Origin of the sequence: Streptomyces sp. SDr-06 (genome assembly GCF_003324565.1) — a bacterium.
Classification (GTDB): Bacteria; Actinomycetota; Actinomycetes; order Streptomycetales; family Streptomycetaceae; genus Streptomyces.
In genome coordinates, this window is the sequence record NZ_QOLA01000009.1 from 248683 (window position 1) to 272195 (window position 23513).

The window sequence follows — 23513 nt, forward strand, 5'->3', positions numbered from 1 at the left end:
CGCATTTTGCGGCGCCGGTACCCGCCAAGGTCAGGCCGCCTTGATCGCGGAGATGTCGAAGGTGAGCTTCACCTTGTCGCTGACCATGACGCCGCCGGTCTCCAGCGCGGCGTTCCAGGTCAGGCCCCAGTCCGAGCGCAGGATCTCGGCGCCGCCCTCGAAGCCGACGCGCTGGTTGCCGTAGGGGTCGGTGGCCGTGCCGTTGAACTCCAGGTCGATGGCGAGCGGCCGGGTGACGTCCTTGATCGTCAGATCGCCGATCATCCGGTACTTGTCGCCGCCCAGCGCCAGGGCCTCGGTCGAGCGGAAGGTCATGGCCGGGAACCGCTCGGCGTCGAAGAAGTCGGGGCCGCGCAGGTGGGCGTCGCGGTCGGCGATGCCGGTGTCGACGCTGGCGATCTTGACGTCGATGGTCGCGGCGGAGGCGGCCGGGTTCGCGCCGTCGAGGGTCAGGGTGCCCTCGTGCTCGGCGAACGAGCCGCGCACGTTGGTGACCATGGCGTGCCGGACGGTGAAGCCGATGCTGCTGTGCGCCGGGTCGATCGTGTACGTGCCGCTGAGGGCGGCCAGCGCCGGGTCGACCTCGACGGCGGCGGGCGCGGTGGCGGTGACGGTGTTCTTGCGGCCGAAGAGACCCATGACCTGCTCCTTGGGGGACGCGCTCCGGCCGTGCGCCGAAGCGGTTTAATGTTCAACGAGATTCACGGTAGACCTATTCCGTTCGGTTTTCAACTACTTCGACGCCGGTCGCTTCCCCGGCCCCGGCGAGAGCCCCGCCGGACCCGCGGCCGGCCTCAGGCGCGGGGTGGCAGCGGGGCCGGGCCCAGGGTCGTCGTGCCCGGGGCGGCACGGTGGCCGAGGCCGGTGCGATAGGCGTCCAGGGCCGCTTCGGTCCGCCCGCCGCGCCGCAGGAGGTCGCCGAGCAGCAGGCACAGGTCGGCCAGGTCGCCGCTCGCCCCGCTGTGCTCCAGGAGCCGCAGCGCGGTGACGTAGTGCTCCTCCGCGGCCCCGGTCTCGCCCCGCTCCTCGCGGATCAGGCCGAGCAGCCGGTGCGCGCCGCCCGCGTGCACCGCGCCGTGCTGGTCGCCGAGCTCGGTGAGCGGCGTCAGGAGGGCCATCGCCTCCTCGTGTCGCCCTCGGCGCCGCAGCACGTCCGCCAGCTCCACCTCCACCTGCGCGGTGAACAGCGCGGCCCGCTTGGCCGCCAGCATGTCCCGCGCGGTACGCAACTCCCTCTCGGCCAGCGCGAGTTCGCCGTCCTGGGCGTAGACGTAGCCGCGCATCCAGTGGCAGTGCGCGAGGTCGGTGCGCAGCCGCAGCTGGCGGTAGATCGACTGGGCCTTGGCGAGCGAGGCGTCCGCGTCGGCGAGCCGCCCCTCGGCCAGGAAGGTCCTGGCGACCTGGCGGTGCATCCCGGCGACCAGGGCCGGGTCCGAGACCTGCGGGGCCAGCGCGAGCGCGAGCTCGGCGGCGCGCGCCGCGCGGGCCTGGGCGCCCATGTCGAGATACGGGCCGATGACCGCGGCGTACAGGAGCACGAGCGCCTCGGGGTCGCCGAGCCCGCTGGAGCCCAGCTCGTCGATGGTCGATTCGAGCAGGTAGCAGGCGTAGCGCAGCTCGCCCGCCAGGATGTGGGCGACCGCGCGGCCCCGGACCGCCCGCGCCCGGCGGGGCAGCGGCTCGGCGGCCAGGATCCGCTCGCTCGCCTCGAAGTGCCGTACCGCGTCCTCCAGTTCACCGGTCTCCAGGGCGCACTCGCCGAGGCCGAGCAGTGCCTCGGCGCGCTCCTCGTCGAGATGGTGCAGCTCGGCCTCGGTGAGGAGCCGTCGGTAGTGGACCGCCGCCTCGTCGGCCTCGCCGGTCGCGAGCGCCCGCTGGGCGTCTGTCAGGCCGAGCCGCAGCTCGGTGACGAGCCGTGCCGGGCGCCCGGTGGCCAGCTCCTCGTACGTCGTGCCGAGGCGCTCCGCGAGATGGCGAAGCGCCGCGTCGGACGGGCGGACCTTGCCGGACTCCAGCGTCGAGACATAGGCGGGGGTGTACGCCGGTTCCGCCAACTGGCGCTGGGTCAGGCCGAGTTGAGCGCGGAGTCGCTGAACTCGGCGACCGATCACGGCAGGTTCGTCCATGGCGTCCCCTTGGGCCCAGGGCATTGCGCACGCCCCGTGCGCCCCCTAATTTAAGCAGGCCGTTCAACACATTTACCCGACTGCTTAACTTCCGTTACAGGGAGAGGACTTCATGCGCTCACCCCTGCGCAGAGGCATCGTGACCGCCGCGCTCGCCACCGCCGTCGCGGCCGCGCTCACCGCGGCGCCCGGTGCCGCTGCCGACCCGGCGCCGCCGCCCCCGCGGGTCCAGGTCGAGATACCCGGCCCGGAGTCCGGCGCGGGGCAGACACCCGCGGGCTCCGGCCACACCCTCGTACCCGTGACCGGGCGGGGCGGGCCCGCGCCGCACCTCTCGGCGTCCGCGTCCGCCGCCGACGGCCAGGTCACCAAGGTGATCGACAACGGCTCCACCGCGGACCGCCTGGACATCGTCGTGGTGGGCGACGGCTACACCGCCGACCAGCTGGACCAGTTCCACGCCGACGCCAAGGAGAAGTGGGGCGAGATCACCGGCGTCGAGCCGTACACGACCTACCAGAACCTCTTCAACGTCTGGACCGTGGACGCGGTCTCCGCGCAGAGCGGCGTCTCCGGCGACCCCGGGCGGGGCGACGTGAAGAACACCGCGCTCGGCTCCTCCTTCTGGTGCGAGGGCATCGAGCGGCTGCTCTGCGTCGACCAGAACAAGGTCGACGCGTACGTGGCGAAGGCGCCCCAGGCCGACCTCGTCATCGTCCTCGCCAACAGCGCCAAGTACGGCGGGGCCGGTTACAACGAGCCGTCCAAGACGCTGGGTTACGAGGGCATATCCACCGCGTCCGCCCAGAACGCCAAGTCCGGCCAGGTCGCCATCCACGAGACCGGGCACTCGCTCGGCAAGCTGGCCGACGAGTACTCCTATCCGGGCACCCCGGGCTACGAGCACTACGCGGGGCCCGAGGCCGACCAGGCCAACATCTCGATCCTGACGGCCGACGAGATGGCCGCCGACCGCACCAAGTGGTACCGCTGGCTCGGCGAGACCTCGCCGGACGGGGGCACGGTCGGGGCGTACGAGGGCGGCGGCTACTACGTCACCGGGCTCAACCGGCCCACCGACGGCTCGATCATGCGCATCCTGGGCAAGCCGTTCAACCTGCCGGGGGTGGAGGCGATGATCGCGGGCTTCTACCGGCACGCGTCGATCGCGACGCCCGCCGTTTCCACGGCTCGTACGCTGCGGCCGTACGACACCGCGCGGGTGTCCGTGCCGCGGCTGGTCGGTGCTCGGCAGCTGACGGTGCGGTGGTATCTGGACGGGCGGGAGTTGCGGCGGTACGCGGGGTGGACGGCTGTGCCGGTTCGGGGGTTGGGGCTTGGGCGGGGTACCCACGACCTGACGGTCCGGGTCACCGATCCGACGCCGTCCGTTCGCGATCCCCGGATCGCGGCGGCGCTGCGCGCCGAAACCCACTGGCAAGCCCACCGCTGACCCCGCCCCGCGGGGCCCCATCCCGGGGTGCGCTGGGCGTGCACGCCGTGCCCGGACGCAACGGGTGAGGCGTCTACGTTGCCGACCGCACGCCAGAGCTGGGCCCGCGCGGTCTTCCTGTCCTGCGGACTCGCTGCCTGACAGCAGAGCCCCGCCCCTCCGAAGCGGGAGAGTTGGCGGGGCCCTGTTTGCTAGGCGGTGAACCGGGCTGGGGCCACGAGTGTTGCGCGCTCGTACAAGCCGCGCGCTGCTTGGTTCTTCGTGAAGGGGCGGACACGTTCGAGGAGGGTTGCAATGCGCTGGTCGCACTGTCCTGACTCGACATGCGGATAGATGTCCACCACCTGTTCCCACGTGTCGCACGCTGCTTCTAGGTGCCCGAGTTCCAACTGCCTTTCGGCCATCATGGAGAGGTAGCGGACGCGATTGCGCCGGAACGTGTGGTGTCGAAGCTTGTCGGACTCCGCAAGAGCCGCAATGGAGCCCTTCACGTCGCCCAACTCATACCGCACCTGTCCTACGTGGTAGGTCAGCGACGAAGGGTTGTACGAGGCGAACGTAGTGGCGCGCGACTCTGCCTTATCCATGGCTGCTTCTGCTTCACGCACGTACGACAGGGCTCGGTGGCGGTCCCCGATCTGCGCTGCGGCGTGCGCTTGCTGCCCCGCAAGGAACGCGCGCATTCGCGGTCCTGCCTCGGGGGACGCAGCCGCAGCGGAGTCTGCGAGTCGCATAGCCGTCTGCCCGTGGCCCAGGTCGACAGCTTGAACGCTCATTCCGCGTAGCGTCGTGCAGTACGTGAGGTGATCATTCGCGGCGCCGGCCAGCTCAAGGGCTTTGAGGTAGTAGCCCTGGGCCAAGCCGTGGAACCCTTCGTCCACGGCCATGTAGCCCGTGAGGTAACACAAGTCCGACGCTGCGGACCGCATGGCGTTCTGTACGGCCTCGGGGCCCTCAGCGCGTAGGGCAGGGGTCACCACGTTGACCAAGAACGCTGCGGCCATTGGACGGGCGTAACGCCCCCCGAACTCGTCGTCCAGGTCGGACACGCGCTCTGTCATGGCAATAACCATGTCCACATCGTTCATGCCGATACGGGTCGTTCGCCCCGTCTGAACGGCTTCGGCGCGACTTACCACGTCTGGCCATCCGGGGATGGTCAGCGCCACCGAGAAGAGACCAGCACCGAGCACGCTTCGCCGTGACGGGTCCATGTCTTCCTTCCCTAGCTCGATCAGCCCTTCCACCGTATTCGGATGCTGTTTCGAGTGATCGGGATGGCTGCGGAACCCTGCCTCGGCATGGGTTACCGGGCGTTCCAGGCGTCGCGAGAACGCTTCAACGATGAACCTTCGCACTGGCTTCCTCGGGGCGGTGCCGCCTAGCCAGTGGTGCACCGCGGACGCGTTGTAGCGCAGGGGTGTGCCGTTCTCGCTCCCGACCAGGTTCACGGCGCGAGCGCACTGGCTAAGCGTCCAGCCGCTCTCGACGAGCAGGCGTTGCAGGTGATCGTTTGGCTTGTTCACCATCGTCGCCAACTCCCCGCGCTCGTAGGCGCTTTAAACGCTTTAAAACCGTCGCGCTGCGCCAACGGTACCGCCGTGCGTGGTCGTGCGGTTGCGTAGAGGCAGGAGAGATCAGCGGGGAACGGAGTCGACCCGTGGACGTCCGCAACACCACTTGCCGGGCCTGCGATCGGGCGGGGAGGCGGTAACAGCAGCGGGGCCCCGGCCTCCAGGACCGGCTGGGGAACCGTTGTTCTCCTGACTCCGCCCCTGCCAGGGAACCCATCCATCGCCCCCCGCGGTGGCTCGGACTCGGCAGGGGCGGGACCACTTCACTCCCGGTCAGGGAGCGGACCGCAAGTGCATCGTCCGCCCAACTAAGGAGGCACCTTGCACCAGAACACCGAGCAGACCGCAGTGACGCCGTGGGGCATGCGCCGCATGGCTCCGCTCGCCAACGGAGCCCCCAGCCCGTGGACGTACGCGGGGATTCGCCCGGAGACCCAAACGGGTCGTTGGGTCGGGGAAGACGGACAGATGGTGCCCGCCGAACTCGGCAAGCACGGGACATCGGTCAACACCTACCCGCCGACACAGGTAGGTAAGGACGGAAAGGTCGACTCCGACTCCGGTCACGACGCACAGCAGGACTGAGGGAGGACCATGGACGGGCGCCCGGTACTGGTATCAACCGAGTACGAAGACCCGACCGCCGATGCGGTCATCACAGAGCTGAACCGGCGGCGGGTGCCCGTCCTCCGACTCGACCCCGGCAAGGACTTCCCCGAGTCCGTTGTTCTCGCCGCCCACCTTGGTCCCCAGGGATGGGGCGGAACACTGACGTACGCAGGCCGCACGATCGACTTGGGCAATGTCCGCGCCTTGTACCACCGGCGCCCAAGCCCGTACGAGCCGACCGCCGACGAGCAAGCAGCGTGCTTCGGGGCGCGGGAGAACCGGCGAGGACTCGGCGGGGTACTCGGAGCGCTGCCCGGCTGTCTGTACCTGAGTCATCCACAAGCCATTGCCCGCGCGGAGTACAAGCCCGCACAGCTCGCCACCGCCGCAACCCTCGGGCTCACCGTGCCCCGGACACTGATCACCAGCGACCCGGCGGAAGCGAAGAGCTTCGCGGCCGAACAACCGACGATCTACAAGCCGCTGCACGCGTCGGCATACTTCGTCGGCGACGAGCCGGCGGGCATCTGGGCGGCGCCGGTCGAACCGGGCGAGCTTGACGGCTCCGTGGGCCACTGCGCGCACCTTTTTCAAGCCCAGGTGGCGAAGGTTGCAGACGTGCGGGTCGTGGTCGTCGGGGATCAGATGTTCTGCGCCAAGATCCTTGCGCCCCCGGGGGTCGTGGACTGGCGTTCCGCGTACCGCAATCTGACGTATGAACCCATTACCTGTCCAAACGCTATCGATGCAGCACTGCACCGGTTCCTCGTACGCTTCGGCCTGTCCTACGGCGCCTTTGACTTCGCCGTGACCGCTGATGACGTGTGGTGGTTCTTGGAGTGCAACCCGAACGGGCAATGGGGCTGGCTGGAAGCGGCGGCCGGATTGCCGATCGCGTCGGCCGTCGCTGACCTGTTGGAGAACGGAGTACGCACGTGAGCGACACTGTGTCATCCGAAGCACTGCGGGCGGATCTCGCCCGACAGCTCACCGAATCCGGAACGATCCGAACCCCGCAGACAGAAGCCGCGGTCATGGCGGTCCCGCGTGAGGCGTTCCTCTCGGGAGGCTGGTTCGAGTACGAAGACGGCGGGTGGTACCGGCCCGCGTTCCTCACAGAGGCACCCGAGCGGCTGCCCCGCCTCTACGAAGACGACACGCTGGTTACCCAAGTCGCCGGCTCCATCGTCCCGCGCGAAGTCGAGGGCCGCATTCGGCACCTCCCAACGTCGTCGTCCACGCTCCCGAGCCTGGTCGTGCGCATGCTGGAGGACCTCAACGTCGCGCCTGGGCTGCGCACACTGGAGATCGGCACCGGGACGGGCTACTCAACAGCCCTGCTGACCCACCTACTCGGCGACGAGTACGTGACCTCCATTGAGGTGGACCGCGACGTATCGTCCCGCGCGGGGGTGGCTCTGGCAGGACTCGGCTATGGGCCGACACTGGTCGTGGGGGACGGACTCGCCGGAGTCCCACGCGGGGCTCCGTACGACCGGGTGATTGCCACATGCGCTGTGCGCACCGTGCCACAGGCATGGATCTCGCAGACACGGCCCGGCGGGGAAATCCTGGTGACCGTCGCTGGTTGGATGAACGCCAGTGAACTTGTGCGCCTCACCGTGGCCGACGACGGAACAGCAAGCGGTCCCGTACTCGGCGGGCACGTCTCGTTCATGCTGGCGCGCCCACATACGCCCCCGCCGCTCGGGTTGCTGCCCGATCTCGACGAGGGCGAACCCGAGCCCACAACCCTTGCGGGTGACGCGCTGGACAACTGGGCAGCCCGCTTCGTGGCCCAGTTCGCCGCTCCCCGAGCACAGCGCTTCACCATGCCCCGCAACGGAAGAGACGAGCATGTGGTCATCGACGTGGACAGTGGGTCATGGGCTGCTACGTACGACGACGGCGGACGCTGGCACGTACGGCAGGGTGGTCCCGAGCGTCTCTGGGACAAGATCACTACAGAAGTCGAGCGATGGCGGAAGAGCGGGCAGCCCGCTGTCGAACGCATGCGGCTACGCGTAGACCCGCAAGGGCAGGAACTGAGCTGGGCTTAGCCCGAGCAGCTGTGACCAGCCCCGTTCGTCAGGGCGTCGAGGCGCGGAGCTTCAGTTCCGGCAGGATGGAGAGGTGGTGCCGGGGTCGCCCGGGATCGGCGACGCGCAGGGCCAGGAGGTCCACCGCCGCCACCCCCACCGCCCGCTTCGGCGGCGCCACCGCGGTGAGCGGGATGTCGGCCAGCGCCGCGACCTCGTCGTCGTACGCCACGATCGCGAGGTCGCCCGGCACGGACAGGCCGCGGGCCCGCAGCCGGGGGAGCAGCACGATCGCGTCGTGGTCGTTGTGGACCAGGACCGCATCCAGGAGCCCCGCCCCCACCGCCCCGGTGAAGGCGTCGAGTTGGGCGTCCCGGCGCTCCGCGTCCGCCTCCGGCGCCGTGATGGTGAAGCGCAGTGACTCCGGCGCGGGCAGGCCGAGCGAGGCGAGCCCGCCGAGGTAGCCCTCCTCGACCAGCGCGCCGTGCGGGCTGTCCGCGCGCAGCAGCAGCCCGATCCGCTCGCGGCCGGAGCGGGCGAGGTGGCGGACGGCGAGCCGGGCGCCGTGGGCGTGGTCGGTCACCACCCGCTCCGCGCCCGGCACGTCGTCCCCGAAACGCCGCTCCACCAGGGCGAACGGCACGCCGAGCGCCGCCAGCCAGTCCTGGTCGCCGGCCGGGCCGCAGGGCGCGATGAGCAGTCCGTCGATCCCGTGGCCGAGCAGCTGGCCCACCTGGGCCCGCTCTTCCTCGGGGCGGTACTGCGAGATGCCGAGCACGAGCCGGATGCCGCGGGCGGCGGCCGCCTCCCTGGCACCCTTGATGACCTCGGGGTAGTAGTAGTCCGCCGCGGGCACGACGAGGCCGAAGACCAGACCGGGGGCGGGCGGCGCACCGGTCGGCCGGGGCGCGGGGGCGGCGGCCGGTGCCGTCTCGGGAAGCAGCGCGCCGCCATGCACCCGGGCCACCAGACCGCGTTCGGCGAGCGCCTCCACGTCGCGGCGCACGGTCACCGCGGAGACCTTCAACTCCTCGGCGAAGTCGGTCACTCGGAGCGAGCCGCGCTCGCGCAGCCTCCGCAGTATCGCCTGGTGCCTGTCCTGCGCGTGCACGTGGGCCCGCCCCTCCCCACCGGCTCCCGCCGGGCGTCGTCAACCGCTGACCTGGAGCGTAACCCCCGTTGGATCGTTCGTGCACGATTCTGCGCGAACGATCAATTTCCGTGAGGAATGTGCGGAGTATTGCGCGTTCTTTCGATGTCATGAGAGAAACCGCTCAATCGCGCCTCGCTCGTCCCGGGCCCCGCGCCCACCCGTGCCCCTCCTTCTTCGCATGCGCTCCGGAGGTCCCGCCACCATGCCATCCGCCCAGGGCAGTTCACGCCGCACCTTCCTCGCCGCGTCCGGCACCGGCGCCGCCGCCGTCGCGCTCGGCCTCACGCTGGACACCGCACCGGCCGGAGCGTCCCAACTCGCCTCGGCCGCCGACGAGTTCGACACCCTGCGGCTCAGGTGGCGCGAGCTCACGCTCGGCTCAGGGTTCGACGCGAGCGCCGAGCCCTATGCCACCAAGCTGGCCGCGCTCGGCACGTCGGCCCGCGCCGCCCTCGCCACCATGGCCCCCACGGCCGGCTCGCTCTGGCCGGACCAGCCACTGACCAGCCCCGCCACCGGCTCGGCGAACATGAGCGCCAGTTACGGCCGGCTCAACACCATGGCGCAGGCCTGGGCGCAGCCCGGCACCGGCTCCACCGGCGACAGCACCCTGATCGCCGCGGTGGGCCGGGGGCTCGACCACCTCCACAGCCAGATCTACAACGAGACCACCAAGCCCTTCGGCAACTGGTGGGACTGGCAGATCGGCAGCCCCCGCCTCCTCCTCGACACCGCCGTCATCGCCCACGACACCCTCACCGCGGAACAGCTCGGCCACTGCGCCGCCGCGATCGACCACTTCGTACCGGACAGCGCGGTCGCCGTCTACAGCGGCACCTCCACCGGCGCCAACCGCACCGACCTCTGCCGGGTGCTCGCCACGCGCGGGGTGCTCGGCAGGAACGCCGCGAAGATCGCGCTGGCCCGCGACGCGCTGTCGCCCGTCTTCCCGTACGTCACCTCCGGCGACGGCCTGTACGCCGACGGATCGTTCGTCCAGCACACCTGGATCGCGTACACCGGCTCCTACGGCGAGGTCCAGATCGACGGCCTGTCCCGGCTCTTCGCGCTGCTCGCCGGCTCCAGCTGGGCGGTCACCGACCCGAACCGGCAGATCATCCTCGACTCCGTGGAACGCGCCTACGCGCCCTTCATCCACGACGGCCTGATGATGGACTGCGTCAACGGCCGTGCCGTCTCCCGCCAGACCACCGACGACCAGCTCATGGGCCGCACGATCATGGCCCACATCGCCATGCTCGCCCTCGGGGCGTCCGCCGCCGAACGCGACCGCTGGCGCGCGCTGATCAAGGGCTGGGTGGACCGCGCCCAGACCACCCCGGTCCTCACCGACCAGCGGCTCTCCGTCGCCAACCTCGCCCTGCTGCGGGCCGCCGTGGACGCCGCGCCCGCCGCCGCTCCCGCCCCCACCGGGCCGCACCTGTTCCCCGCCATGGACCGCGCGGTGCACCGCGGCACCCGCTTCGCCGCCTCCCTGAGCATGTCCTCCAGCCGGATCGCGTACTACGAGAACGGCAACGGCGAGAACCTGCACGGCTGGCACACCGGCTCCGGAATGCTCGCCTGGTGGGGCGACGGCTTCGCGGGCGACCAGTACAGCGACGGTTTCTGGCCCACCGCCGACCCGTACCGCATGCCCGGCACCACGGTCGCGCGCAAGCCGCTCGCCGACGGCGAAGGCGGGGCATGGGGCGCGGCCAGACCCGCCGTGACCTGGGTGGGCGGCGCGAGCGACGGTACGTACGCCGCCGTCGGCCAGCACCTCAAGGGGCTTTCCTCCACCCTCTCCGCCCGCAAGTCGTGGTTCTTCGTGGGCGACGAGATCGTGTGCCTGGGCGCCGGGATCACCGCCGCGGACCACGTATCCGTCGAGACGGTCGTCGACCAGCGCAACCTCGGCGCCACCGGCACCAACGCCCTCACCGTCGACGGCCGCCGCCTGCCCGCCACCCTCGGCCGGCACGACACCTTCCCGCGGGCCCGCTGGGCGCACCTCGCCGGCCACGGCGGCTACGTCTTCCCCGGCGGCGCCCGCGTGCGGGCGCTGCGCGAGGAGCGCACCGGCACCTGGAAGGCCATCAACACCGGCGGCACCGCCGACCCGGTCACCCGCCGCTACCTCACCCTCTGGTTCGACCACGGCACCGACCCCGCCGACGCCTCGTACGCCTACGTCCTGCTCCCCGGGGCCAGGCAGCTGGAGACCGCGGTCCGCGCCGCCGACCGCGACAAGGTGCGCATCCGAGCCAACTCGGCCTCTCTGCACGCCATTTCGGTTCCCCGTGCCGGACTCCTCGCCGCCAACTTCTGGACGGCGGGCGCGGTGGACGGCCTGAGCGCCGACGGCCCGGCGAGCGTCCTGGTCCGCACCGCACGGCACACGGCGACCCTGGCGCTGGCCGCCCCCGAGCGCACTGGCGCTCCGGTCGAGGTGACCTGGGACCGGCCGGTACGCTCGGTGGCCTCGCGGGACCCGGGAGTGGAGGTCCTCGCCACCGGCCGCTCGCTGCGACTGCGCTTCTCGCCGGGCACCGCCTGCCGCACGGTGCGTACGGAACTGGTCCTCGGCTGACGCGGGGCTGACAGAACGCTGGCACCCGGCCGACGGCCCTCTCCCGCGGTCGTTGTCGAGACCCCACAGATCTCGGGCCCTCTGAGCTGTCGAGTCGGGCTGTTGGTGCAGTTCTACTGTCAGCCCTCACTAGGAAAGCGGTCCCGAGACTGTGCAGAGTCGACGGAGGAAATCCTTGGTCGCTTTCGTAGGGTCGATACATGACCGTTGTGGACGAGACCCCGGGTGAGCCGAGCGATACGCGTGGACGCGTGGCAGAACTTCTTGCCCTGCGTGCGGAAGCGCGTCGTGGACCGAGTGAGCGTGCGACCGAGGCGCAGCACGCGAAGGGCAAGCTGACCGCGCGCGAGCGGATCGACCTGCTGCTCGACGCGGACTCGTTCCACGAGGTGGAGCAGTTGCGGCGGCACCGGGCGGTGGGTTTCGGTCTGGAGGCGAAGAAGCCGTACACAGACGGCGTGATCACCGGGTGGGGCACGGTGGAGGGCCGCACGGTCTTCGTGTACGCGCACGACTTCCGGATCTTCGGGGGTGCGCTGGGTGAGGCGCACGCCACGAAGATCCACAAGATCATGGACATGGCCATCGCGGCGGGTGCCCCGCTGGTCTCGCTGAACGACGGCGCGGGCGCCCGCATCCAGGAGGGCGTCTCGGCGCTCGCCGGATACGGGGGCATCTTCCAGCGCAACACCAGGGCGTCCGGGGTGATCCCGCAGATCTCGGTGATGCTGGGCCCGTGCGCGGGCGGCGCCGCCTACAGCCCGGCCCTGACGGACTTCGTCTTCATGGTCCGCGAGACGTCGCAAATGTTCATCACGGGTCCGGACGTGGTCCGCGCGGTGACCGGCGAGGAGATCACGCAGAACGGGCTCGGCGGCGCGGACGTGCACGCCGAGACCTCGGGTGTCGCGCACTTCGCGTACGACGACGAGGAGACCTGCCTCGCGGAGGTCCGCTACCTGATCTCCCTGCTGCCGTCGAACAACCGGGAGAACCCGCCGGTCCACCCGAGCGACGACCCGGCCGACCGCCGCTCCGAGACCCTGCTCGATCTCGTTCCGGCGGACGGCAACCGCCCCTACGACATGCACAAGGTGATCGAGGAGCTCGTCGACGACGGGGACTTCCTGGAGGTCCACGAGCGGTGGGCGCGGAACATCATCTGCGCGCTGGCCCGCCTGGACGGCCAAGTCGTCGGCATAGTGGCGAACCAGCCGCAGTCGCTGGCGGGGGTGCTGGACATCGAGGCGTCGGAGAAGGCGGCCCGGTTCGTCCAGATGTGCGACGCGTTCAACATCCCGATCATCACCCTGTTGGACGTGCCCGGGTTCCTGCCGGGCGTGGCCCAGGAGCACGGTGGGATCATCCGGCACGGCGCGAAGCTCTTGTACGCGTACTGCAACGCGACGGTGCCGCGGATCTCGCTGATCCTGCGCAAGGCCTACGGCGGCGCCTACATCGTCATGGACTCCCAGTCCATCGGCGCCGACCTCACCTACGCCTGGCCCACCAACGAGATCGCGGTGATGGGTGCCGAGGGCGCCGCGAACGTCATCTTCCGTCGTCAGATCGCGGACGCCGAGGACCCGGAGGCGATGCGGGCCCGGATGGTCAAGGAGTACAAGGCCGAGCTGATGCACCCGTACTACGCCGCCGAGCGGGGCCTGGTCGACGACGTCATCGACCCCGCCGAGACCCGGTCCGTCCTGATCGCCTCCCTGGCGATGCTCAGGACCAAGCACGCCGATCTGCCGTCCCGCAAGCACGGCAACCCGCCTCAGTAAGAGGAGACGAACTTGAGCACTCCGAATTCCACCTCGTCCGAGTCCCTGCTCCGCGTGGAGAAGGGCGACGCCGCCCCCGAGGAGCTGGCCGCGATCACCGCGGTCCTGCTCGCCCGGGCCGCCGCCCAGCCCGCCCCCGCCCCCAAGCGCGGCCGCTCCACCGCGGGCTGGCGCCGCCTGGAGCGCACCCCCGGCTTCCGCGCCCCCCACTCCTGGCAGGGCTGACCCCGCCCAGGACCGCCTCGCGAAGAGCCCCCGCCCCTCCCGGCGGGGGCTCTTCGCTGTTCAGGGCCGCTGGGCCTATGTATATTAGGCGTAAACCTAGAGGGGCTAGGTTCTGGCGCGGAGGTAATGGGGATGGCCCGAGCGGGGCTGACGGTCGAGCGGCTCACCGTGGCGGCCGCCGAGCTGGCGGACGAAGCCGGGTTCGAGGGCATCACGCTGTCCGCGCTCGCCCGGCGCTTCGGGGTCAAGGACGCGAGCCTGTACTCGCACGTCAAGAACCTCCGCGAGCTGCGCCAGCGGGTGGCGCTGTACACGGCGGGGGAGTTCATCGACTCCATCGCCGCGGCCGTCGCGGGCCGGGCCGGCAAGGACGCCCTGGTCGCCTTCGCCGACGCCTACCGCGCCTACGCGCTGGCCCACCCCGGCCGGTACGCCGCCACCCAGTTCCGGGTCGACCCCGAGCTCCTGGTCGGCTCGACCGTCATGGCGCGCACCGCGGACACGACGTACGGCATGCTCCGCGCCTACGGCCTCACCGAACCCGACCTCACCGATGCCGTGCGCCTGCTGCGCAGCACCTTCCACGGCTACGTCAGCCTGGAGGCGGAGGGCGGATTCGGCCATCCCCGCGAGGTGCGGAGGTCGTGGGAGCGCGGCGTCGAGGCGCTGCACATCGCGCTGGAGCACTGGCCCCGGAGCGAGGAGAAGAACGATGACTGAACCGGCGGTCGGCACCCTGAAGGTGCCCGGCGCGACCCTGCGCCACGAGGTGCGCGGATCCGGGCCCGTACTGCTGCTCATCCCCGGTGGCGGCGGCGACGCCGGGATCTTCGAACCGGTCGCCGACGCGCTCGCCGACCGCTTCACCGTGGTGACGTACGACCCGCGCGGCCACTCCCGCAGCCCGCTGGACGGGCCGGAGGTGGACCAGCGCGTCGAGGAGCAGGCCGACGACGCGTACCGGCTGCTCGCCCACGTCGCGCCCGACGGCGCGCCCGCCCACGTCTTCGGCACCAGCTCGGGTGCCATCGTCGCGGTGGAACTGCTCACCCGGCACCCGGAACGCCTCGCGCGGGTGGTCGCGCACGAGCCGGTGCTGGTCGACCTGCTGCCCGACGCGGCCGAGCAGCACGCCTTCTTCGCCTCGGTCGTCGCGACCTTCCACCGCGCGGGCGTCGCGGCGGCGATGGCCGAAATGGGCGCGGGGTGCGGCGAGGAGCGGGGCGACAAGCCGGACTTCTCCGGGCTCTCGCCGCGCATGGCCGAGACGTTCGGGCGGGTGGCCGGCAACGCGGCGTTCTTCCTGGGGCGGATCCTCGGCCCGTTCAGCGGCCATGTGCCCGACCTGGCCCGACTCGACGCGCAGGCGGGCAAGTTGGTGCCCGCGGCGGGGTGGGCGTCGCACGGATTGCGGCTGTACCGTCCGGCCGCGAAGCTCGCCGAGCGGTACGGGACCGAGCTCGCGGAGTTCCCCGGCGGGCACGTGGGAGTGGTGACGCATCCAGCCCCATTCGCCCTGAAGCTGGGCGAGTTGCTGGGCTGAGCGGACCTGGCTCGAATGCGCCGGTGTTCGGTCGGGGCCGCAGGGGGCCGTCCGCCCCGCGCTCCCGGGCAAGCGACGAAGGCCCCGGGTTCCCTGGCGGGAAGGCGGGGCCTTCTCGTCTGTCGCCGTACTACCGGAGTCGGGCCATGAGGGCGTGTTCGACGAGGGTGATGAGGGCGCTCTTGGCGTCGGCGCGGTGGCGGGCGTCGGTGACGATGATCGGGGTGTCGGGTCCGATCTGGAGGGCTTCGCGTACTTCGTCGGGGGTGTAGGGCTGGTGTCCGTCGAAGCCGTTGAGGGCGATGACGAAGGGGAGGCCGCTGTTCTCGAAGTAGTCGACGGCGGGGAAGCAGTCGGCGAGGCGGCGGGTGTCGACGAGGACGACGGCGCCGATGGCGCCGCGTACGAGGTCGTCCCACATGAACCAGAAGCGGTCCTGGCCGGGGGTGCCGAACAGGTACAGGATCAGGTCCTGGTCGAGGGTGATGCGGCCGAAGTCCATCGCCACGGTCGTCGTGGTCTTGTCACCCGTGTGCGTGAGGTCGTCGATGCCTGCCGACGCCGAGGTCATCACGGCTTCCGTACGCAGCGGGTTGATCTCCGAGACCGCGCCGACGAACGTGGTCTTGCCCACGCCGAAACCGCCCGCCACCACGATCTTCGCGGAAGTAGTGGAGCGGGCAGCACCGCCGCTAGAGCTTGCGAAGTCCACTGAGCACCCTTTCGAGCAGTGTCACGTCTGGCTGTCCGCCGGCGGACTCGTCGCCGCCGGGCTGGTGGATGGCGACAAGTCCGGCCTCCGCCAGGTCGGCGACGAGGATCCGGGCAACGCCGAGGGGGATGGAGAGGAGTGCCGAGATCTCTGCGACCGACTTGATCTCGCGGCACAGGTGGCAGATCCGCTGGTGCTCGGGCAACTGCCCTTGCAGCCTTGCCGGTTCCGCCGTGGTGTGCACCAGCGCCTCGATGGCGAGCTGGTAGCGCGGCCGGGTGCGGCCGCCGGTCATGGCGTACGGCCGCACAAGGGGATTGTGCGCGCCGCCCGCCGGGGAAGGCTGGGGGGTCTGCCTCGGCTGCACCGGTTCGATCCGGGGCTGCGGCGGCTGGTCGTACGGGCTCGGCTGACGGTTCGGCTGCTGGTAGGGCCCCTGGTACTGGCCGCCCTGTCCCTGACCGTGTCTGGTCGGCGTGGAGGGGAAGTTGAAGCGGTTCTGCCCGTGCTCACCCGGAGACTGCTGTCCACCGCTGTAAGGGTGACCGCCTGGGGGTGTTGTCACGTTTCCTCCTCCGACTACCGGTGCCCGTCCCATTGGGGCCGCGCCACCGCACCTTATGGGGCGGTGGCGAGAAACGCACGGCCTGTCTGCTGATTGAGAACTGATCGGTAACTAGTTAAGAAGGCTTCCCTGAAGTTCCGCGCGCAGGTCGGGAGTCAGCACGCTCCCGGCACGGTCCACGAGCAGGGCCATCTCGTAACCCACCAGACCGATGTCGGCCTCCGGGTGCGCGAGGACGGCGAGGGAGGAACCGTCGGAGACCGACATGATGAAGAGGAAGCCGCGCTCCATCTCCACCACCGTCTGGTTGACGGCACCGCCTTCGAAGATCCGGGAGGCACCCGCGGTGAGGGACGTCAGACCGGAGGCCACGGCCGCCAGCTGATCGGCCCGGTCCCGGGGGAAGCCTTCGGACATCGCCAGCAGGAGTCCGTCGGCGGAGACCACCACCGTGTGGGACACCCCGGGGGTGTTGTCCACGAAGTTGGTGATCAACCAGTTCAGATTCTGCGCCGCCTGGCTCATCGGGCTCACACTAACGCTCCTGGTTGTAGGTGTTACTTGTGTCCGACCCCGCGTTACGGCCCTGCTGGACACCGCGGCGCAGGTTGCTCAACCTGCCGCGCACGTCCTCCGGAGCGCGGGAGACCTGGGGGCCGCCCTGCGGAGTCTGCTCGGCCGCGCCCTCGACCAGATTGGCCTTGGGCACCCGCCGGGGGAGACCGGAGGGAGTGACCCCGCCGGCCTTGGGCTCACGGAGCTTCTCGGCCCGCGTCCAGCGCTCGTCGTTGGTCGAGCGCCAGTCGCCTGCCGGTCCGTCCGGAGTCGCGGCCTGCTGCCCCTGCTCCTGCTCGGGCTCGGCCGGCCGGCTCTGCTGGCTGCCGCGCCGCGGCAGACCCGCGCCGGTCAGCCCGTGACCGTTGGTCGGGGTGGGGCCCGGACGGTCGAAGCCTACGCGGTCCGCGGTGCCCTCGGGAACGCCCCGGGACTCCTCGACGGATTCCGCTTCCGGCTGGAAGGGGGCCGCGTACGGCTCCTGGTAGGCGTTCTCCTGCTGCCAATCGCCTTGCGGCGCCTGGGCGGCGTACGGGGCCTCGTAAGGGCCCTGGTCGGCCGCGGGGCCCCCGTAGGAGCCTTCCGCATAGCCGGACTCCTGGTAGCCGTTCTGGGGCGCGTAGGAGTCCTGCGCGTAGGCACCGGTGTGCTCGGGGGCGTACTGCTGGTTCTGGTACGAGCCGTCGTAGCCGCCGCCCGCTTGCTGAGGCTCGTAGGAGCCCTCGTAGGACTGGTCCTGCGTCGCGTACTGCTGCGGGCCCTCGTACGAGCCGTCGTACGCCGGGGACTGCTGGGGCTCCAACTCGTCCCGGAACAGCGGGCGTTCGCCGCCCTGCGCCTGGGCCTCCAGGGCCGCGCGGCGCTCCTCGCGCATCAACGACCGGTTCACCGGGTCGAGTTCGCGCGGGTCGGACTGATCGGCGCTCTCGTACCGCGAGTCGTCGAAGCCGAGCTCGGCCGCCGTCCGCATCGGGGCGGGAGCGGACTCGTACGCCTGCTGCTGGTGCTGCTCGGGGATGATCGAGGACACCGTGAAGTCGTCGCCCAGCGGGGCGCTCTCGCCACCGCCACCATGGGTGATCGGGTCCGGGAGCATGACCAGGGACGTGGTGCCGGCCTGCTCGCCCGAGGGGCGCAGCTGGACCCGGATGCCGTGCCGGTCGGACAGCCGGCCGACCACGAACAGGCCCATGCGCTGGGAGACGGCGGCGTCCACGGTCGGCGGGTTGGCCAGGCGGTGGTTGATGTCCGCGAAGTCCTCGGCGGTCAGGCCGATGCCCTTGTCGTGGATCTCGATCATGACGCGGCCGTCGGGGAGACGGGTCGCGGTGACGCGGACCTTGGTCTGCGGGGAGGAGAACGTGGTGGCGTTCTCCAGGAGCTCGGCGAGCAGGTGCACGAGGTCGGTCACGGCACGGCCGTGGATCTCGGCCTCCGGGACGCCGGACAGCTCGATGCGCTCGTACGACTCCACCTCGGAGGAGGCGGCGCGCAGCACGTCGACCAGCGGGACCGGCTGGTCCCAGCGGCGGCCCGGCTCCTCGCCCGCGAGGACCAGCAGGTTCTCGCCGTTGCGGCGCATACGGGTCGCGAGGTGGTCCAGCTTGAAGAGGCTCTCCAGCTGGTCCGGGTCGGCCTCGTTGTTCTCCAGGTCGGTGATGAGGGTCAGCTGGCCCTCGATCAGGGACTGGTTGCGGCGCGAGAGGTTGGTGAAGATCGCGTTGACGTTTCCTCGCAGGAGGGCCTGCTCGGCGGCGAGGCGGACGGCCTCGCGGTGCACCTGGTCGAAGGCGCGGGCGACCTCGCCGATCTCGTCCGTGGAGTCGATCGGGATCGGCTCGACGCGGGTGTCGACCCGGCCCGGCTCGGTGCGCGAGAGCTGGTCGACGAGCATCGGCAGGCGCTGCTCGGCCACGTCGAAGGCGGCGTTGCGCAGTCGGCGCATCGAGCGGCTCATCTGGCGGGCCACCATGCCGGCCAGGATGAAGGCGGCGAGCAGGGCGACCACGACGATCGCACCGTTGATGTACGCGGTGGTCTTGGCGTCGTCGGCGATCTGGCCGGCCTCGGTCACGGCCCGGCCCACGAGCTCGTCCTCGACCTCGCTGTAGCCCTCGAACTTCGAGGTGGACGCGGCCATCCAGGACTCGGGCGTGATGCCCTGGGCCTTGAGCTGCTTGGCGGTCTGGCCCTCGCCGATCGCGGCGGCCATGCCGTTGTAGATCGAGCCGTCGGCGGCCGGGGCGGCACCGATGTGCGGGCCGTTGTCGGCCTGCTGCTTGGCTCCCGGGAAGTCCTGGGCGACCTTCGCCGCCTTGGTGGCCATGACCTCCTTGAGGTGCTGGCTGTCGGCGTCCGTACCACCGGCGTCGAACTCGCCGAGGGCGATGAACTCCAGGTAGTTGTACGAGTTGAACGCCTTGACCTGCATCTGGAAGGTCTTGGGGTCGTCGCTCGGCCGCAGCAGGAGGTGCAGGCCGATGGAGCGCTGGAGCGACTCCGCGGACTTGGCGAGGTCGACCGCGTACACCATGCGGCCGTAGCTGGTGATGTTGCCGGTGCCCAGGCCGAGCTCGTTGGAGAACGTGCTCAGGTAGTGCGGGATCGCGGTGTAGCCCTCTTCGGTCAGCACCGGGTTCTTGGCCTCGACGCCCTTGGCGTACGCGGTCTTGCGCAGGTCGTCGAGGGTCTTCTCGGCGTCGCGGACCTTGGCCAGGCGGCGCTTGAGGCTCGGGGTGTCCGGCATGCCCTTGACGGCGTCGTCGAACTTGGCGCGGGCCGCGTCCGAGGTCGCGTACGCCTTGCTGACGTCGTCGCTGTCGCGCTTGTTCTGGAGCAGCGGCTGAGCGGTGAGGTCACGCTCGTTGAGAAGCGCCTGGCCGTAGTCGGAGGCGGCGCGCACGATGTTCGCGACCTTCTCCGCGTTGCGGGCGTCGCGCCAGGTGGCTATGGACCCCTTCACCTCGAAGCCGCCCATGACGAGGCCGACGAGCACGGGGATGAGGAGGATCGCGTTCAGCCGGGTGGCCACGCGCCAGTTGCGCGGGGAGAAACGGCTGCTGCTGCCCGGGGTGTCCTTGCCGGGATCCGGGGCAGAGGTCTGGGGCGCGGGCTGTGCCACCGCCGTGCGCTGCGGCGGGGTGAAGTTGCCCCGCGCCTGCTGCGTCGCGGAGCTCGTCCTGCTTCGCTTCACTCGACCAACAACCTCTCGGAGCCGGCACCCGTGGGGCGTGCCGCTGTGTGTTTCAGAGCCGTACTTCTCGGGGCCGTACTACTCGGGAGTTCGTCGAATTCCAGCACGTGGGACGGCCGCCATCCAAACGTCTGGAATCTGCGGTTCCGAGTGGCCAAAGCCTCAGATAAAACGGGCATAAAGAGCGAGCCCCGCCAAATGGCGGGGCTGATGTGAGCGCAGCGACACCGGATGAACGCGGCGGGTTGCGGTGACACGAGAATTCTCTGTCGAAACGTTATGAACACAGGGGCGGATCGTGTCAAAGGACACAGTCCGCCCCCGTTTCGCCTACGACAACTGCCGTATGGCACCGCCTACTTGAGTCGGGCCATGAGGGCGTGTTCGACGAGGGTGATGAGGGCGCTCTTGGCGTCGGCGCGGTGGCGGGCGTCGGTGACGATGATCGGGGTGTCGGGTCCGATCTGGAGGGCTTCGCGTACTTCGTCGGGGGTGTAGGGCTGGTGTCCGTCGAAGCCGTTGAGGGCGATGACGAAGGGGAGGCCGCTGTTCTCGAAGTAGTCGACGGCGGGGAAGCAGTCGGCGAGGCGGCGGGTGTCGACGAGGACGACGGCGCCGATGGCGCCGCGTACGAGGTCGTCCCACATGAACCAGAAGCGGTCCTGGCCGGGGGTGCCGAACAGGTACAGGATCAGGTCCTGGTCGAGGGTGATGCGGCCGAAGTCCATGGCGACCGTGGTGGTCGTCTTGTCCCCGGTGTGGGTCAGGTCGTCGATGCCCGCGCTCGCGGACGTCATCACGGCTTCGGTGCGCAGCGGGTTGATCTCCGAGACCGCGCCGACGAACGTGGTCTTGCCCACGCCGAAACCGCCCGCCACCACGATCTTCGCGGAAGTAGTGGAGCGGGCGGCGCCGCCGCTAGAGCTTCCGAAGTCCACTGAGCACCCTCTCGAGCAGCGTTACGTCCGGCGTGCCGCCGGTCTCTCCATTGCCCGGCTGGTGGATCGCCACCATGCCGGCCTCCGCCAGGTCGGCGACGAGGATCCGGGCGACACCGAGCGGCATCTGGAGCAGCGCGGAGACCTCCGCCACCGACTTGACCTCACGGCAGAGGTGGCAGATCCGCTGGTGCTCGGGAAGAAGCGTGGCAAGGTGCGCCGGGTCTGCGGTGGTGCTGACCAGCGCCTCGATGGCGAGCTGGTAGCGCGGCCTGGTCCGGCCGCCGGTCATGGCGTACGGACGGACCAGCGGCTGGTCGCCTTCACCGTCGTACGCCGCATCGTGCAGCGCGCCGTACGAATCGTGTGAGGCGGGTGGCGGGGTCATTGGTTCCTCCGGGCGGGGACAGCAAGCCATCTGCGAGCCGTCGGGCAGGGCCGGTGGGGGGAGTCGTGCGGCCGGGACGGATATCTGCAACGTGCGGGGGCCGGTCCGCGCCGGAGGGGGCGGCGCTGGTGGCTCCCGACCCCCGGCCTCGCGAGCGGCTCGGCCGGGGGGTTTGCGGTCAGTGGAGCAGGCTGCCCTGGAGCTCGGCGCGCAGGTCCGGCGTCAGGACGCTGCCGGCGCGGTCGACCAGGAGGGCCATCTCGTAGCCCACCAGGCCGATGTCGCACTCCGGGTGCGCGAGCACGGCCAGGGAGGAACCGTCGGAGACGGACATCAGGAAGAGGAAGCCGCGCTCCATCTCCACCACGGTCTGGGCGACGCTGCCGCCCTCGAAGATCCGGGAGGCCCCCGCGGTCAGCGAGGTCAGCCCCGACGCCACGGCGGCCAGCTGGTCGGCGCGGTCGCGCGGGAAGCCTTCGGACATGGCGAGGAGCAGGCCGTCGGCGGAGACCACCACCGTGTGGGACACCCCGGGGGTGTTGTCCACAAAGTTGGTGATCAACCAGTTCAGGTTCTGTGCCGCCTGGCTCATCGGACTCAACTAACGCTCCTGCTGGTGAGTGGGGTCCACGTGGAAGCTGCCGGTGGAGCCGTTGCCGGCCTGCCGGCCCTGCTGGATGCCCCGGCGGAGATTGGTCAGCCGGCCGCGCACGTCGTCGGGCGCCCGGGAGACCTGGGGTCCTGCCTGGTGGTTCTGCTGCTGTGCGGTGCCCGGCACCAGGTTGGCGCGCGGGACCCGCTTGGGAAGACCGGACGTGGTCACGCCACCGGCGGCGGGCTTGCGGGCTCGCTCGGCCTGGCGGACCAGATCGTCGTTGGGCGAGCTGCGCCAGGCGCCGCTGCCGTTGGTGCCCGCGTCCGCGGCGCCGGAGCCGTTCGCACCGCCGGTCCCGCGGACCGGGCGGCGCTCGGGCGCCGGCTGCTGCGGCGCGCCGCCCAGACCCTGCGGCTGCGGAGCCTGGGGCGTCTGAGTCGCGGGCTGCTGGGGCTGGCCGCCCTGCTGGCCCTGCTGCTGGAACCAGTTGGTCTCCAGCGTGTCGAACAGCGGGGTGCGCCCGTCACCGGCACCGGCCGGCGGCAGCGCCTCGTGCTGCGGCTGCGCGGGCAGGCTCGCGGCCGGGCGGCGCTGGCCGGCGAAGTCGTTGCCGTCCCGGCGCGGGCGCGGGGCGCCCTGACCGAAGTCCTGGCCCTGCTGGGGCGCCTGCTGCTGGTACTGCTGCGGCTGGACCGGCTGCGGCGCGGGCGGCCGCGGCGCGTTGAAGTCCGGGCGGGCGAACTCGGAGGTCGCCGCCGGGTTCTGGCGGTCGTCGGCGGGGCGCGGGTAGGAGCCGGTGTCCTGGCCGGGCCGGGCGAACTGGCCGGTGGCGGACGGGTCCTGGTCCGGGCGCGCGAACGAGCCCGTGGTGGACAGGTCCTGCTCGGGACGCGCGTACTGCCCGGTGTTGGCGGACTGGTCGCCGTACCCGTTGTACCCGCCCGGCCGCTCGAACTGGCCGGTCCCCGCGGGGTCCTGGGCGGCCGGGGCGCCGAACACGTCGGGCCGTACGAACGTGCCGGTGCCCGAGGCCTGGTCCTGCTGGCTGCCGGGCGGCGGCCCGTCGAAGTCCGGCCGGGCGAACTCGGCGGTCGCGCCGGGGCCCTGGCGGTCGTCCAGCGCGGGACGCGGGTACTGGCCGGTGTGCTGCTCCGGCTCCTCGTGGCCGCGCGGCGCGTCCAGGGCCGAGGCCGCGGACGGGTCGGCGCCCCAGCTCGCGGCCTGCGGCCGGGCGGGCTGCTGCGCCTGCGGGTTGCCGCCGGGCAGCTCGGCGCGCGGGGCGCCGGGCGGCGGGGTGATCGGACGGTCGCCGCGGCGGGGAGCGGCCGGGCCGCTGCCGAACGCCGACTGCTGGCCCTGCTGCTGCGGGGGCTGACCCTGCTGCGGGCCGCCGTTGCGGGGCGGCAGGGCCGCGCGCGGGCCCTGGCCGCCGGCGACCTGGCCGCGCGGGGCGCCCGCGGCCAAGATC

General features: G+C 71.1%; 20 protein-coding genes and 1 pseudogene. 9 read left to right on the plus strand and 12 right to left on the minus strand.

What is annotated here, in order from left to right:
* Window positions 1-30: 30 nt before the first annotated feature.
* The gene (locus tag DT019_RS20615) at window positions 31-639 is read right to left on the minus strand and encodes a YceI family protein (protein ID WP_114038344.1); all 609 of its coding nucleotides are present in this window, start codon (window positions 637-639) and stop codon (window positions 31-33) included.
* A gap of 155 nt (window positions 640-794) precedes the next feature.
* Window positions 795-2126, minus strand: a complete 1332-nt coding sequence (locus tag DT019_RS20620; protein WP_114038345.1) for a helix-turn-helix domain-containing protein — start codon at window positions 2124-2126, stop codon at window positions 795-797.
* 112 nt (window positions 2127-2238) lie between these two features.
* On the opposite strand from DT019_RS20620, the gene DT019_RS20625 reads away from it, so the two are divergent.
* Window positions 2239-3579, plus strand: coding sequence for a M64 family metallopeptidase (locus DT019_RS20625; RefSeq protein WP_114038346.1), 1341 nt, complete (start codon window positions 2239-2241; stop codon window positions 3577-3579).
* A 191-nt stretch (window positions 3580-3770) separates the two neighbouring features.
* Here DT019_RS20625 and DT019_RS20630 read toward each other — a convergent pair whose 3' ends face one another.
* A complete protein-coding gene (locus tag DT019_RS20630) occupies window positions 3771-5108 on the minus strand; it encodes a tetratricopeptide repeat protein (protein WP_114038347.1) in 1338 nt (445 codons plus the stop codon).
* A 366-nt stretch (window positions 5109-5474) separates the two neighbouring features.
* Here DT019_RS20630 and tgmA point away from each other — a divergent pair, with 366 nt between their 5' ends.
* From tgmA to tgmC, 3 genes are read left to right on the plus strand one after another with little or no spacing between them, the layout of a single operon-like run.
* Entirely contained in the window at window positions 5475-5738 is a 264-nt protein-coding gene (tgmA, locus tag DT019_RS20635) for a putative ATP-grasp-modified RiPP (protein WP_223279672.1), read from the plus strand.
* Between the two features lie 9 nt (window positions 5739-5747).
* Complete coding sequence (gene tgmB / locus DT019_RS20640; protein ID WP_114038348.1) at window positions 5748-6701, plus strand: ATP-grasp ribosomal peptide maturase; 954 nt, start codon at window positions 5748-5750, stop codon at window positions 6699-6701.
* The gene (tgmC, locus tag DT019_RS20645) at window positions 6698-7822 is read left to right on the plus strand and encodes an ATP-grasp peptide maturase system methyltransferase (protein WP_114038349.1); all 1125 of its coding nucleotides are present in this window, start codon (window positions 6698-6700) and stop codon (window positions 7820-7822) included. Before tgmB ends, tgmC begins: the two co-directional genes overlap by 4 nt.
* Before the next feature lie 28 nt (window positions 7823-7850).
* Here tgmC and DT019_RS20650 read toward each other — a convergent pair whose 3' ends face one another.
* Entirely contained in the window at window positions 7851-8912 is a 1062-nt protein-coding gene (locus tag DT019_RS20650) for a substrate-binding domain-containing protein (protein ID WP_114038350.1), read from the minus strand.
* Window positions 8913-9156: 244 nt separating this feature from the next.
* On the opposite strand from DT019_RS20650, the gene DT019_RS20655 reads away from it, so the two are divergent.
* The 5 genes from DT019_RS20655 to DT019_RS20675 all read left to right on the plus strand — a co-directional run bounded on the left by DT019_RS20655 (window position 9157) and on the right by DT019_RS20675 (window position 15099).
* A complete protein-coding gene (locus DT019_RS20655) occupies window positions 9157-11547 on the plus strand; it encodes a polysaccharide lyase 8 family protein (RefSeq protein ID WP_114038351.1) in 2391 nt (796 codons plus the stop codon).
* A gap of 200 nt (window positions 11548-11747) precedes the next feature.
* Window positions 11748-13331 carry an acyl-CoA carboxylase subunit beta gene (locus DT019_RS20660; protein ID WP_114038352.1) on the plus strand — a complete coding sequence of 528 codons (1584 nt, stop codon included), beginning with the start codon at window positions 11748-11750 and terminating at the stop codon, window positions 13329-13331.
* A gap of 12 nt (window positions 13332-13343) precedes the next feature.
* Window positions 13344-13556, plus strand: a complete 213-nt coding sequence (locus tag DT019_RS20665) for an acyl-CoA carboxylase subunit epsilon (protein WP_114038353.1) — start codon at window positions 13344-13346, stop codon at window positions 13554-13556.
* Window positions 13557-13688: 132 nt separating this feature from the next.
* Complete coding sequence (locus tag DT019_RS20670) at window positions 13689-14276, plus strand: TetR/AcrR family transcriptional regulator (protein ID WP_114038354.1); 588 nt, start codon at window positions 13689-13691, stop codon at window positions 14274-14276.
* Complete coding sequence (locus DT019_RS20675) at window positions 14269-15099, plus strand: alpha/beta fold hydrolase (protein ID WP_114038355.1); 831 nt, start codon at window positions 14269-14271, stop codon at window positions 15097-15099. Before DT019_RS20670 ends, DT019_RS20675 begins: the two co-directional genes overlap by 8 nt.
* A gap of 130 nt (window positions 15100-15229) precedes the next feature.
* Here the strand turns inward: DT019_RS20675 and DT019_RS20680 are convergent, their stop codons facing one another.
* From DT019_RS20680 to DT019_RS39650, 8 genes and pseudogenes are all read right to left on the minus strand, one after another.
* Window positions 15230-15811 carry a GTP-binding protein gene (locus DT019_RS20680; RefSeq protein ID WP_100577617.1) on the minus strand — a complete coding sequence of 194 codons (582 nt, stop codon included), beginning with the start codon at window positions 15809-15811 and terminating at the stop codon, window positions 15230-15232.
* Window positions 15792-16376: a DUF742 domain-containing protein gene (locus tag DT019_RS20685; RefSeq protein ID WP_114038356.1), complete on the minus strand. Its 585-nt coding sequence runs from the start codon at window positions 16374-16376 to the stop codon at window positions 15792-15794. The genes DT019_RS20680 and DT019_RS20685 overlap by 20 nt, the downstream gene beginning before the upstream one ends.
* 111 nt (window positions 16377-16487) lie before the next feature.
* On the minus strand, window positions 16488-16901 hold the full coding sequence (locus DT019_RS20690; protein WP_053725133.1) for a roadblock/LC7 domain-containing protein: 414 nt from the start codon (window positions 16899-16901) through the stop codon (window positions 16488-16490).
* Between the two features lie 10 nt (window positions 16902-16911).
* Window positions 16912-20124, minus strand: coding sequence for a nitrate- and nitrite sensing domain-containing protein (locus DT019_RS20695; RefSeq protein ID WP_114038357.1), 3213 nt, complete (start codon window positions 20122-20124; stop codon window positions 16912-16914).
* A 356-nt stretch (window positions 20125-20480) separates the two neighbouring features.
* The gene (locus DT019_RS20700) at window positions 20481-21062 is read right to left on the minus strand and encodes a GTP-binding protein (protein ID WP_114038358.1); all 582 of its coding nucleotides are present in this window, start codon (window positions 21060-21062) and stop codon (window positions 20481-20483) included.
* A complete protein-coding gene (locus DT019_RS20705; RefSeq protein WP_053727885.1) occupies window positions 21043-21450 on the minus strand; it encodes a DUF742 domain-containing protein in 408 nt (135 codons plus the stop codon). The genes DT019_RS20700 and DT019_RS20705 overlap by 20 nt, the downstream gene beginning before the upstream one ends.
* Before the next feature lie 178 nt (window positions 21451-21628).
* On the minus strand, window positions 21629-22042 hold the full coding sequence (locus DT019_RS20710) for a roadblock/LC7 domain-containing protein (protein WP_100577622.1): 414 nt from the start codon (window positions 22040-22042) through the stop codon (window positions 21629-21631).
* A 9-nt stretch (window positions 22043-22051) separates the two neighbouring features.
* Window positions 22052-23513: pseudogene (locus tag DT019_RS39650) on the minus strand (hypothetical protein); the annotation flags it as partial.